The sequence below is a fragment of the Streptomyces sp. NPDC002144 genome (assembly GCF_053593695.1).
In genome coordinates, this window is sequence record NZ_JBSFDB010000008.1 from 168,399 (window position 1) to 181,191 (window position 12,793).

The 12,793-nt window shown below is 71.6% G+C and carries 6 protein-coding genes; 1 reads left to right on the forward strand and 5 read right to left on the reverse strand.

Annotated elements, in window-relative coordinates; translation table 11 throughout:
• Positions 1-374: 374 nt before the first annotated feature.
• The 5 genes from ACWCQ1_RS14775 to ACWCQ1_RS14795 all read right to left on the reverse strand — a co-directional run bounded on the left by ACWCQ1_RS14775 (position 375) and on the right by ACWCQ1_RS14795 (position 11,535).
• A complete protein-coding gene (locus ACWCQ1_RS14775; protein ID WP_358598152.1) occupies positions 375-2,024 on the reverse strand; it encodes a hypothetical protein in 1,650 nt (549 codons plus the stop codon).
• 145 nt (positions 2,025-2,169) lie between these two features.
• Positions 2,170-3,519 (reverse strand): COG1361 family protein, encoded by a 1,350-nt coding sequence (locus ACWCQ1_RS14780; protein WP_358598155.1) that lies wholly within the window; start codon positions 3,517-3,519, stop codon positions 2,170-2,172.
• Positions 3,520-3,671: 152 nt separating this feature from the next.
• Complete coding sequence (locus ACWCQ1_RS14785) at positions 3,672-8,669, reverse strand: DNA repair ATPase (RefSeq protein WP_451026620.1); 4,998 nt, start codon at positions 8,667-8,669, stop codon at positions 3,672-3,674.
• A gap of 94 nt (positions 8,670-8,763) precedes the next feature.
• On the reverse strand, positions 8,764-10,842 hold the full coding sequence (locus ACWCQ1_RS14790; protein WP_451026621.1) for a flotillin family protein: 2,079 nt from the start codon (positions 10,840-10,842) through the stop codon (positions 8,764-8,766).
• A 60-nt stretch (positions 10,843-10,902) separates the two neighbouring features.
• Positions 10,903-11,535 (reverse strand): hypothetical protein, encoded by a 633-nt coding sequence (locus ACWCQ1_RS14795; protein WP_451026622.1) that lies wholly within the window; start codon positions 11,533-11,535, stop codon positions 10,903-10,905.
• Positions 11,536-11,729: 194 nt separating this feature from the next.
• Between ACWCQ1_RS14795 and ACWCQ1_RS14800 the strand changes: the two genes are divergently transcribed.
• The gene (locus ACWCQ1_RS14800; protein WP_451026623.1) at positions 11,730-12,788 is read left to right on the forward strand and encodes a PucR family transcriptional regulator; all 1,059 of its coding nucleotides are present in this window, start codon (positions 11,730-11,732) and stop codon (positions 12,786-12,788) included.
• Positions 12,789-12,793: the final 5 nt, after the last annotated feature.

The following is a 12,793-nucleotide window of genomic DNA, read 5'->3' on the forward strand; positions in this document are numbered from 1 at the left end:
CAGAGCTGCTAGCCCACGGGCCGCAACACTTGCGAACCGGAGCGGCCGAGAACCGACGGGGCCAGGGCCTCGGGCTGACCTCCCGCCGGTCCAGGCACAAGCCATCCAGGCGCGCCCGGAATGGATTGACCGAGTGTCTAACTGCGTGACAACGCCGACGAACGAGCGCGGAAACCCACGGACTGTCGCCGCAGGTGATCGGCTCGCCAGTCCAAGGTCCAACACCCACCCAAGTTGCTTCGGGACGAAGAGGTCGTGGGTTCAAATCCCGCCACCCCGACGCTGATCAGAGGGCACCTCCGGATTTCCGGAGGTGCCCTCTGTCGTGTCTGGGGGGCCTGAGGAGCGTTGCCGGCTCGCTCAGGTGGCCGGTGTTATTTGGTGGGCTGGGGGGTGATCTCCCAGGTGGTGTTGTCGCCGTGCTGCTGGGTCCAGAACAGGCGCCAGCCGTCGCGGAACAGTGTCGGCACCTTGGCGCCGAGGATGCCGTGCGTGCCCGGGTCGCCGTCGGAGGCGTGGATGCCGGTGATCTCGTTGTCACCGTCGTTCTGGATACCGCCGTTCACCGCGGACAGCATGTTGTCCAGGGTGGCCGAGGGGTCGCGGCCCTCGGCCAGGAAGCGCACCGGCTGGGCGCCGCCCGAGTAGTCGGTGGTCGTGGCGAAGACGTACCCGGAGTCCAGGGCACCGCGCTGGGTGTGCACCGTGTCGCTGGCGTCCTCGACGAAGGCGACGTGCGTGCGGTCGAGGAAGGTGACGTTGTCGATGCCGGTGTGCGCCTGGTCGCCGGTGTAGAAGACGCTGAGCTTGCCGTTGTCGGAGCGCGGGTCGCTCTGGGTTAGCTTGTAGAGGGTGCCCCAGCCGCCGTAGCCGTCGTTGGCGGTGCTGGTGGTGTTGGTGTCGCCGGTGGCGTCGAAGTAGAACTCGCGGAAGTCCGTGCCGGGGCGGAACTGGCCGTTCTCCGGACGCTTGAACGGGGTGGCCTTGGCCGCCTTCGCCAGGGCGTTCGCGTCGAACGCCTTGCCGCTGGTGTCGGTCTTGGTGTCGTGGATGGTCACCCAGTGGGTGCTCAGGGCCGGGCCGTAGTTGGTCAGGTCCTTCTCGTCGTCGGTGAACGCTCCGCCCGTGGGGTGCGCGCCGTCGACGCCCTGGTACGCGATGGGCGAGCCGCTGCGACGGGAGACCACCTGCAGAGCCTGGAGCCTGCCGCCCCTGGTGAGGTCGTGCTTGTCGTAGGGGATCAGCCGGTAGACGAAGCTGTTGGGGATCTTCGCCTTGGTGGCGACCGTGGCTCCGCCGCTGTCCTCCACCAGCCAGATGTTGCCGGCGGAGTCGTTCTGCACGCCCTCGTAGCCGGCCCGCCCGGTGACGGAGGAGATGTCCTCGACCTTCGAATCGATGTCCGGGGTGGCCTGGAGCACGGCGCCCGCGGCCCCCTCCTCGGAGGTGAACAGCAGCCGCTTGGCCCAGGGGTCCCAGGTGGAGCCGTCGATGGCGGGAATGCTCGTGCCGTCGGTCTCCTTGGTGGCCAGCAGGGTCACACGGTGGGCCTGGTCGGCGTCGAGGTTGACGCGGGTGATGTACCCGGCCTCGCCGCCCTCGTGGCCCTGGAAGAGGAAGTGCCTGCCGTACGGGTACGACGGGTCGGCGCCGTGCAGGCCGGGCAGCCGCAAGTAGGTGTTCTTGTCGGGCTCGGTCTTGCTCGCCTCGATCTTCACGCCCGGGGCCTGCTTGACGGCAGGGTCGGGAAGCAGTGTTCCGTCGCCGAGGTAGCCGTAGTACGGAACCTCGGCGGTCGGGTTCTCCAGCTTCAGGGAGCCCTGCGCGACGGGGTGCTCGGCGAGCCCGGGCGACAGGACGTTCGGGGCGGTGACGCCGCGGACGTCGGTGACCGCCGGCACCGACGACCACGCCGCCACACCGCCACTGGCGTCGGCCGCGCCGGCGGACAACGCCAGGCCGACCCCGATCCCGCACGCCGCCACCGATATCGCGACAACTCTCAGACGTCTCTTCTTGACCATGTGCCAGCACCTTCCTGGTGAGCGAGGGCACACAGTCAAGACACAGCCACCGTCACCAGGATGGCTGGATCGGTGTCACTGCGATTGCCGATCCGTGAACATTGTGCGGCCTTGCCCGGTAAGGAAGGTCCGGCGGGATCTGGTGTCAGGTCGTCGGGTTCAGTACCACCTTCGTCGTGTTGTTCTTCGGCTTCGGGTCGAAGTTCGAGGACGTGTCGGAGTGGGGGTGGACCGTGACGTGGCCCGTCGCGTTGGGGACCAGGCGGTCGATGTGGAGTTTGAAGGGGAAGGCCACTTTGAGGTTCGGCTTGGCCCACAGGGGGAGCGTGCAGGCGTAGTGGGCGATCGTCGGGTCGTCGCCGGACGTCGAGGTGGGGTGGCAAGTGCTGGGGACCGATGTGGCGGTCGTGCCCTCGGGGAGGTAGTAGTCGATCACCGCCACCGGGTCGCCCGAGGCGACGTTGCCGACCCAGGCCGGGCCGTGGTTGACGAAGCGGAAGCCGGCGGTGACCGTGTCGCCGGCGGCGCCCGTCGCCACGGTGCCGTGGACGGCGAAGTCGGCCGTGTTGTCGGCGTTGACGTGCCAGGAGCGGCCGTTGTCCGAGGTGTCGAGGTCGGCGGTGTCGCCGACGGGCTCGACCTCGTAGTCGAAGCGCTCGTAGAGGGCGTGGCGGGTCAGGGTGAGGCGGAGGGGCTCGGGGAGGTGCACCGTCGCCCCCGGGGGCACCTCCGTGTTGAAGGAGCAGGTCGCGACCGTCATCGGCGTGTACTCGCCGTTCGGGTCCGGCTCGGTGTAGGTGCACTGCGGGTAGCGGGTGGTGATGCGAAGGCCGTATGTCGCCCACATCCTGACCGTGAAGCCGTGCGCGGTCTCGTTGCCGGTGTTGGTGACGGCGGACGGCACGGTCAGGGTGGTTCCGGGTGCGATGCCGCTGACGTCCGTCGGGGCGCTGATGCCCAGGTCCGGGCCGGAGCCGACCGTGACGAAGGTTTCCGCCGAGCCCTCCGGCGCGGTGAGCGTGCCGTCGGGGCCGCCGGTCGCCGTGGCCGAGTACTCGATCGCGCCCTGCGCGCCGACCGCGGCGCCCACCGCGGCCCGTACCCTCAGCTGGACCTGCGCGCTGTAGCGGGTCGGCACGTCCCCGGTGTCGCACACGGCGACGGTGCCCGCGTCGTTCGGCGTGCAGTTGTCGGGCCAGGACACGTCCGCGACCCCGGCGAGCCCGGCGACGTCGACCGTCAGCCGGCCGCCGGTCACGGTGAAGTTGTCGTTGTCGTGGTAGAGACCGAGCGCCAGCGACCGGTACTGCGCCGTGCCGCCGTCCGGGGCGACGGTGACCGACTGGTCGTACGGTGCCTGGATCCACAGGTGGTCGGACTGCGCTGTGTCGTCGGCAAGCGCGGCCCCGCTCCCCGGACCGGCGACGACCAGCGCGCCCACGGCTGCGGCACATGCCCCGCGGCGCAGCACGCGCCCGACGGAGACAGGACTCATGACATCCCCCATGGCATCCCCAGATGGGACAGAGACGGACTCACTCCGGCGCACTGACCGGCGTCGGACACGAATTGGACGGGTTGGGGAGGGAGAAGGTTGTCTGCGGAGATCGTTTTCTTACCGTTTTCTTGAGAGGCGTCGCTCTCGTCTCAGGACCGGCTCCCCGCCGACCTGATCGCCGCCTCCACCGCCCCCATTCGTTCCGCCAGCAGGCCCAGTGCCGCGACCGCGCGGGTGAGGGCGTCCGTGTCCGGGCCGCCCAGGGTCCGGGTGCGGACGTGGGCCTTCTTCAACTCCGCCCAGCAGGAGGCCTGTTCAGGCGTCAGAGTTCCTCGCAGTTCCGCCAGCTTGAGCAGGTTCGCCTCCGCGTCCGTCGTCAGGGTCTGCGCCTCGGCGCGGTAGTGGTCGTCCAGGACGGCGGACAGTTCCTCGGCGTTCATGGAGGGGCGGATGCGCTGGGCGATGCGGTTGAGATTGCGGTAGGAGCCCTGGAGGCGAAAGAGGGGTTCCGTGCGGGTCGTGGCGGGCCGGGTCGCCGAGGAGATGTACGCCGCGTTGACCGCCAGCACCGTGTCGCGGGCCGTCAGCAACTGACGCAGGACCGCGAGGATCTGGGTCAGTTCCGCGGGGGCGTAGGGGTGGGTCAGGCGCTCGGGGTGCGCCGTGGGGTCGTTCTCGGCCAGGCGGAGCAGGAGGTCGAGGTCCGCGCGGTCGCGGCCCGCGACCGGGGCCAGCACCGGGTTGGAGGTCAGCGCGTTCTCGACGAAGCTGAGGGCGAAGGTCTTCTCCTTGCCCGTCAGTACGTCGCCCAGGTTCCACACGTCGGCCCGGTTGGCCAGCATGTCCGGGACGCGGAAGCCCGTGCCGGACTCGGTGTAGGGGTTGCCGGTCATGCAGACGGCGAAGCGTTTGCCGCGCAGGTCGTAGGTGCGGGGCTCGCCGGACCGTACGCCCTCCATCCGGCGCGTGCTGTCGCACAACGGGACGAATCTCTGGAGGAGTTCAGGGCTTGTGTGCTGGATGTCGTCGAGGTGGAGGAGGGTGTTGTTGCCCGCGGCCAGGGCGAAGTTGATCTTCTCGACCTCCTGGCGGGCGGCCGCGTTCGGGGCCTCGGCCGGGTCCAGGGACGTGACGGACCGGCCCAGCGACGGGCCGTCGACCTTGACCATGAGGAGCCCCAGACGGTCGGCGACGTACTCCATCAGCGTCGTCTTGCCGTAGCCCGGCGGGGAGATGAGCAGGAGCAGGCCGCCGGTCGGGGGGCGGCCGTCGGGGCCGGCCGTGCCCAGTTGCCCGGCCAGGCTGTCGCCGATCAGGGGGAGGTAGACCTCGTCCACCAGACGGTTGCGGACGAACGTCGTCATGACCCGGGGGCGGTGGTCGTCCAGGCGGACGCGGGCGCGTTCGGCGGTCAGCAGGGCGGTACGGCGGCGCTGATAGACGCGGTGGCCGGGGACCGACCGGGTTCTGAACTCCTCGGTGCGGTGCAGGAATTCGTCGATACGGAGGGTGAGGGTGCCGGCCGTGACGCGGGGGTGGGTGCCCAGGAGGCCGTCGACCGTCGCGGTCAGCGGGGCGTCCGACGTGTAGCGCGTCAGCCCGTGGCAGAGTTCGGCGGCGACCGCCTCCGCCAGGCCGCCCCCGGACGGGTCCACGTGGCCGCTCGCGGTGGCGTACGCGGACAGCCACGCCTCCACGAGCTGGCGGCGGGCGGCCGGGGCGGCGAGGGCGGCGAGATCGTCGTCGTAGGCGGAGATCCCCGCCGTGCGCCGGAACTTGTCCAGGAAGTCCCGGGTGCCCGCGCTGATCACGAAGCCGTCCGGCTCGGCGGTCAGTTCCTCGAAGAGGTACGCCGCCGCACCGGTCGCCTCCTCGGCCGCACCGGGCGCCACCCCGGCCGTGCCGCCCGCCTTCGCGCGGTCGGCTCCGCCCGCCGCCCGGGCCGCGCCAGCGGTCGGCGGCGCGGGCTGGGCGGCGCCGATCGCGGACGCGAGTTCGCCGAGGAAGTCGGTGACCGCGGGTGAGAGCCCGAAGGTCTCCGTCGCCCGGGACAGCGAGCGGGCTCGGCGGGTCCAATCGGCCCGGGATTCGGGTGTGGTGCCGTGCGCCCAGAAGAGCTGGGCCGTGGCACGGGCAGCGGGCTGGTGGCGGAGAAGGCCGGCGGAGGCGTGCAGGCGGAGGAGGCTGGTGAGGATGGCGGTCGCGTCGTGGTCGTGGACGCCGCGTTCGTAGCCCTCGTCGTACGACTCCTCGGCCGCGCGGCGGACCAGCGGTGCGAGGTCGGTGCCGGTCAGCGCGGCGGCGCCGTGTTCGTGCAGGAGGCGGGCGGCGAGGTGTTCGGCGCGGTAGACCTCGGGGGACTCCGAGGGCAGCGGGCGGTCCCAGTAGGGGCGGGTGGCCGCGAAGTCGGGGTCGGTGACTGGGGCGCGGTAGTCGGTGCCGGTGATGGCGAGGGCCAGGCCGTCGGTGCCGTCCGGGACCAGGGTGAGGGCCGGGGGCTCGGTGGTGACGGTGAAACGGTGGCGGCCCAGGCGCAGGGTGCGGCCGGCGTCGGCGTGCAGGTCGCTGCGGTCACGCAGGGCGCGGGCGGCCTCCTGGCGGGCGGCGGTGAGGCGTCCGGTCAGTTCCTCGGCGCGGGTGCGGTCGCCGAGGGCGCGCAGGGCGTCGGCGGTGCGCTGGACCTTGGTGACCATCGGGTCGGAGGCGAAGTACGCGCCGATCGCCTCGGCGTCGGGGAGGTGGGCTGCGCGGCGGGTCACCGTCTCCAGGACGCGGTGGGCCGAGACGGTCAACTGCTCGGATCGGCGCGCTTGTTCGTCGGTGAGGGTCTGTTTGCGGGCGGCGAAGGTCTCGTGGATCTCCGTGCGTTTGTCGGCCAGTTGGGTGAGGAAGTCGTCGAAGTCCGCGAAACGGGCCTCCAGGTCCTCCAACTGGACCAGCAGACGGGCGAGTTGTGTGTCGCAGGACTCCGGGTCGGGGGTCGCGGCGAGGGCGCCGGTGACCGACTGGGCGAGCAGCGCCAGCTCCGCGGCGAACTCCGCCCGGCCCTCGCTCCCCCGGAGGTCACGGCGGCGGGTGTCCAACACCGCCCGGGCGCGATTGACGCCGCCCAGCACGTCGGCGACCCGCTGAAGGACGGACGTACGCACCGTGGCCTCGGCGATGTCCAGGCCGGTCACGACGTCGGTGACCGTGCGCAGCTGCTCGGCCAGGTCGTCCAGGCGGGCCGCGAGAGGTGCCGCGCCTGCCGCTGTGGTGAGGGCGTCGGCCTCGGTGAGCAGGGCCTCGATGTCCGTGTGGTAGCCGGCGAACGCGTCCTCGCGGGCCAGCGCGGTCATCGCCCGCTGACCGAACCCGGCGAGATCGGCCTCTACGCCGGCCGCGAGGGCGTCGATCCGGGCGGCATCCGCGTACCGCAGCTCCTTGAGGGTGAGCAACCGCCCCTGCGCGCGGCGGAGTTCGGTCAGCCCTCCGGCCCAGCCGGCGGCGTCGCGCGGAGCCTCACCACGCAGGCGGCGGACGAGGGCGGTGACCCGGTCGGCCGCCTCCGTCAGCGCGTCGGCGGCCCGGCGGGTCAGCTCCCGGACGGTCGCGAACTCGGCCAGCACCTGCTCGGCCGTGTCCCGTACGTCGTCCAACGGCGCGCGGAGATCGCCGAGTTCGGGGTCGCCGAGCCAGTGGTGGGTGTCGGCCGCCCGGACACAGGCGGCGACCAGCGCCTCGTACACCTCGGTCGTGGGGGTCATCTCGGCTGCCGTCGCCGTGAGGGACAGACAGTCGGAGATGCCCCGGACGAGGTCGGCGTTGCCGACACGGGCCAGCGGACCGGGGCCGACGGGGCGGGCGGCGGCGTACGTGTCGGAGACGTACGGCGAGCTCCACAGCTGCACCGGGTGCACGCGGGCGGGCTCGTCCGAGTCGCCGCGCAGGACCACCAGCGCGCCGTCCTCGAACAGGGCCCAGCCGTGGCACGCCAGCGGGGCCGCCACCTCCTGGCGGACCAGGTTGTACGACAGCAGCAGGCCGCGGCCGCTCACCCGCGCGTGGTACGCGAACAGGACGTCCTCGCCGTTCGGCGAGCGCACCGTCCGCTCGAACTCCAGATCACCGGTGTCCACGCCGTCGAAGGTCTTGTACGCACCTGTGGCCAGGCAGTATCCGCCCGGGAAGACGATGCCCTGGTCCTCGGGCAGCCGACGGCAGGACCGGCCGATGCCGTCGAGGCGGACGACCGTCCTGGTCAGCGTGTTGAAGACCAGGTGGCGGTGGGTGTCCTCCTTGTAGGGACGCACGCGCAGCAGGATCAGGGCGCCCACGCGCGCGTAGGCGATCTCGGCGTCGGCGAGGGACTGCAGCGGCTCGTCGACCGGCTCGCTGTGGACGCCCTCGGCGGTCTCGGTGTCGTTGTCGACCTTCACGGTGAGGATGCCGCCGGAGGTGCCGACGAACACCTCCTCCTGGACGGAGACATGCGGGTGGCGGCCGAGGACGTGGTCCTCGCGGGTCGTCTCCGTCCAGGTGAAGTCATGGGCGGGCGGCGGGACATGGTCGCGCTCGCCACGCGCGTCGAGGAAGGAGACCCGGCCGTCGGTGGCGAGCGCCCAGCGCAGGACCCGGATGTCGTCCGCCTGCTCGCCGATGCGGAACACGGCGAGCAACCTGCCCTCTGCGTGCCGCAGTTGAAGCAGCCGTGCGTCGCGGTAGTAGCGGTGCAGCTCGGTGAATTCCCGTACGAAGGCCGGGTCGTCGAGCAGTCCCGGCACCGCGTTCTCGGGCAGGCGGTTCAGGTCGCGGTCGTAGAGGGCGAGGACGCCGGTGACCGTTGTCTGCGGTGCGGGGCCGGCGGGCGGGGCGCAGCCGAGGAGCAGGGCGTCCCCCACGGCGACGAGGTCGCGGGGCAGTCGGCTCTGCTCGGTGCGGAGGGCGGCGGTGCCGGTGAGCTCCAGGCGGGTGGAGCCGAACTCCTCCGCCCTGCGGATGTTCAACGCCTGTGCTCGGCGGGCGAGTTCGTCCGCCCGGTCGGCGAGGCGGTCGCGCAGGATTTCGTACGTGCCGTCGCGCGGACCGTCCGGCGATACGGCCGCCGTATCAGTACTGCCGGCTTTCTTCGTGGTGCCGGTGACACCGGTGTCCTGGCCGGTGGTCATGGATGCCTCTCAACGGGTCGGAAAGGGCCCGGAGCCGCCGTCCCCTGTGCGGCGGCTCCGGAACCGTCGGCGGATCGGAGCCCGGCGCGGGCCGTCAGGCCCTGACGCTGCCGTTCAGAGCGGCCAGCGGAGTGTCCGCCAAACCCAACTCCCCTGCACGGTCGAGCAGTTGCCGCAGCGCTCCGGACTCCGAGCCGCCCGTCTTCATGAGCTTCATCAGCAGGGCCGAGACGGTGAGGTTCTGCACGTCGGCCGTGGAGACCGAACCCAGGACGCGGGCCAGGTCGTCGGTGAAGCTGCCGGTGCCGTCCAGCCAGGGCCGGGCGAGCGCCTGTGCCGTCTCGGAGTTCCGCACGAAGCCGTCGACGCCCTTGCCGAGCCCGACCGCGGAGACCAGCCGGTCGAAGAAGACGGAGTCCCCGCCGACGATGTCGATGTCGGCGTTCTCCAGGCCCGTCGCCAGGACCGTGGCCTGGGCCTCGGCGACCTGCCGCTGCACGTCGAGGCCGGCCAGCCGGACCTCCTTCTCCGCCTGGAGCCGCAGCCGGTACTCCTCGTGACCGCGCGAGGCGTCGTCCAGCGCGGCCATCGCCGCCGCCTTCTCGGTCAGGCCCTCCGCCTCCGCCTTCAGCTTCTCGCCGATCGCCGTCGCCTCGGCCAGCGCCTTGGCCCGCGCGCCCTCGGCCTCGGCCCGCAGCAGCGCCCCGGTGCCCTCCGCCTCCGCGCGCATCCGCGCCTCGGTGGCCACGGCCTGAGCGCGCCCGGCCTTCTCGGTGACCTCGGCCTCCTTGTCGCGGACCTGCACCGCCGCGAGCCCCTCCGCGGCGGCCTCCGCCTGCACGCCCTCCGCGAGCCGCAGCTTGGCCCGGGCGTCGAGGTCGGCCGACTTCAACCGGGCCTCGGCGAGGGTGAGTTGCTCGGCCGCCCGGTGTTTGGCCGCGGACTCGGCCGCCTCGGCGGCCTTGATGTCCTTGACCAGCTTCTCCTGTGCCTCGGCCTCCGCGGCGATGATCACCGACTGCCGCTCCCGCTCGGCCTCCTCGACCACGCGCAGCTTCTTGATGGCCTCCTCCTGCTCGGCCACCGTACGGTCCACCGTGATCCGCTCCCGGACCACGTCCGCGACCTCGCGGCGTTCGGCCTCGACCTCCTTGTCCTTGGCGATCTGCGACAGCGAGGTCTCCCGTTCACGGGCGATGACCTCCAGCAGCCGGTCCTTCTCGATGCGCTCGTTCTCCACGGCGATGACCCGCTCGCGGTTCTTCTGCGCGACGGCGATCTCGCGGGCCTGGTTCTCGCGCTGGACGCCGAGTTGCTCCTCGGTGCGCAGGAACGCGGTCTGCGCGCCCAGGCGTTCCTCCTCCTGCACCTTCGCGGTGACGGCCTCCTCCTTGGCCCGCAGCGTCTCGACCTCCCTGCGCTGCCTGATCTCGGCCTCGGACTGCCGGCGCTCAAGCTCCAGGATGGTCTCCCGGGCCTCCACGTCCTGCCGGGTGATCTCCTTCTGCTCGGTGCGCTGGTACTCGTTGGTGCGCACGTGCTCGAGGGTCGTCAACTCGGTGATCTTCCGGATGCCCTGCGCGTCCAGGATGTTCGCCGCGTCCAGCTGGGTCAGCGGCGTCTGCTCCAGGAAGTCGATGGCGGCGTCGTCGAGGTGGTAGCCGTTGAGGTCGGTGCCGATGACCTGGATGATCCGGTCCCGGAACTCCTCGCGCTTGGTGTACAGGTCGACGAAGTCCAGCTGTTTGCCGACCGTCTTGAGGGCCTCGGAGAACTTCGCGGCGAAGAAGTCCTGGATCGCCGCCGGGTCGCTCGCGGTGTGCGTGCCGATGGCCTGGGCGACCTTGATGACGTCCTCGACGGTCTTGTTGACCCGCACGAAGAAGCTGATGTGGATGTCGGCGCGGATGTTGTCCCGGCAGATCAGGCCCTCGCGGCCGGTGCGGCGGATCTCGATGGTCTTCACCGAGATGTCCATGTACTCGGCCTTGTGCACCACCGGCAGCACGACCGCCCCGGTGAAGGTGACGTCCACCTTCTTCGTCTTGGAGATGATCAGTGCCCGGCCCTGCTCCACCTTGCGGAACAGTCGGCCGACCACCAGCAACAGGGTGAGCGCGATGAGCAGCACGACGGCGACGAGCACGCCGATGCCCACGGAGATGGCGTTCATGACATGAGCCTCTTGGGTCCTGTGGAGGAGAGAAGGGAGAAGCGCGGCGCGTGCCGGTGATCAGCCGGAGTCGGGGCGCGGGTCGAGCGCGCCGTCGTAGGGCGCGACCCAGAAGAACTCGCCCACGTCGTCGTAGGCGTAGAGCAGGGCGGTGCTGCCGCTGGTGAGGGCGTTGCTCACGCTCCTCGCGTCCTCGCCCGTCTGGCGCACCTGGACGATCGCGCTGGAGCCGTCCGCCGCCCGGACCTCGGCCTGTCCAAAGGTGCCGTCCACCCGTCCCGTGCGGACGGTGCAGACCAGGCCGACGAAGTCCTGCCGGGAGGGGCCGGGCGCGTCGGGGAAGAGGTGACGCAACGGCCGTACCAGCAGCCGGGTCGTCCACCAGGCGGCGACCACCGCGCCGGCCAGGACCACGGCCCTGACAGCGACGCGGGCGAGCCCGTTCGGCGCGAGCGGATCGAGCAGCACCGTCGCGCTCAGGCTGACGAACCAGGCGATCGCGGTGAGCAGTGAGAAGGCGACCGTCACCGGTACGCCGCCCATCCCCCAGGCCTCGACGTTCCGGTGCCCGTGGAAGCCGTGGTGGTCGGCCGCCCCGAGGGCCGCCAGCAGCCAGAAGACGACGACCACGGCGAGGGCCGAGGTGAACAGGATGGTGGGAAGCCCCACGGCGGCCGCGAGAAACGCCCGCATGATCCCGACCCCCCGTCCAGGGTCCCGGTGCCGAAGTCCGGCACCGGGACCGCCCGTTGTGCTCCCCTGGCGCTCATGGTGCGCGCGTCGCGCGCCCCCGCGCATTGCCGGTTTCCGGCAGTGTTCACTAGGGTTTCGATGCCGGGCAGGCGCTAAGAAAGCGTCACCGGCGCGTCAGGAAAACGGGGGACGAAGTGGCGGAGCACGCGATACCCGACCACTATCTGGACGGGTATGCCCAACTGCTGGCCGACGTCTCCGCGACCGGCCGGCGGCTGACCCGGGGCGAGCTGGAGGCCCGGCGGGCTCTCGGCGAACAGGCCGCGGAGGCCGGACTCGGGCTGCGCGCCCTGGTCGACGCCCACCTCGCTGCCACCCGCGCCGCCTGGCCCCGCACCCCCGGCTCGGCCGACAGCACCCTGGCCGCCGTACAACAGGTCGTCGACGCCTTCGCCGAGGGCTACGAACGCGCCCAACTGCTCGCCGTACGACGGGAGGAGGCGGCCCGCCGCGAGTTCATCGACGACCTCCTCTACGGCCGCAGCGACCTGGGCCGGCTCGCCGAGCGCGCCGAACGCTTCGGCCTGCGCCTCTCGCACACCCACGCCGTCGCGGTGGCCGAGGGCCCGACGGCGTACGACGAGGCGGCGCCGGTCCCCCGCCGCGTGGAACGCTCCCTCAACGCCCGCTTCGGCGAGCGCAACATCCTGTTCACCACCAAGGACGGCCGGATGCTGTGCGTCGCGCCCGGCGACCAGGACGAGGTCATCACCCACTTCGCCCGGCAGGCGTACGCCGCCACCGACGGCGGCCGGGTCGCCGTCGGCCGACCGCAGCACGGGGTCGGCGGGATCGTCCAGTCCTACGAGGAGGCCCTCAACACCCTCGAACTGGCCCAGCGGCTCGACCTGGATGACCCGGTGCTGTACGCCGCGGACCTGCTGGTCTACCCCGTCCTCACTCGCGACCGGCAGGCCATGGCCGACCTGGTCCAGGACGCCCTGGGCCCGCTCACCGCCGCCCGCGGCGGCGCCGAGCCCCTGCTCGCCACCCTCAGCACCTACTTCGACTCCGGCTGCGTGGCCGCGGAGGCCGCCCGCCGCCTGTCGCTGAGCGTGCGTGCCCTGACGTACAGGCTCGAGCGCATCCACAAACTCACCGGTGCCGACCCGGCCGACCCCGCGCACCGGTACATGCTGCAGACAGCGGTGATCGGTGCGCGGCTGCTGGGGTGGCCTGGCCGGGAACTGTGAGCGCG

Coding starts and splice junctions, on each gene's coding strand:
- ACWCQ1_RS14785 (WP_451026620.1), bottom strand. CDS start 8,669: ATGACCACCGGCCAGGACACCGGTGTCACCGGCACCACGAAGAAAGCC.
- ACWCQ1_RS14790 (WP_451026621.1), bottom strand. CDS start 10,842: ATGAACGCCATCTCCGTGGGCATCGGCGTGCTCGTCGCCGTCGTGCTG.
- ACWCQ1_RS14795 (WP_451026622.1), bottom strand. CDS start 11,535: ATGCGGGCGTTTCTCGCGGCCGCCGTGGGGCTTCCCACCATCCTGTTC.
- ACWCQ1_RS14775 (WP_358598152.1), bottom strand. CDS start 2,024: ATGGTCAAGAAGAGACGTCTGAGAGTTGTCGCGATATCGGTGGCGGCG.
- ACWCQ1_RS14780 (WP_358598155.1), bottom strand. CDS start 3,519: ATGAGTCCTGTCTCCGTCGGGCGCGTGCTGCGCCGCGGGGCATGTGCC.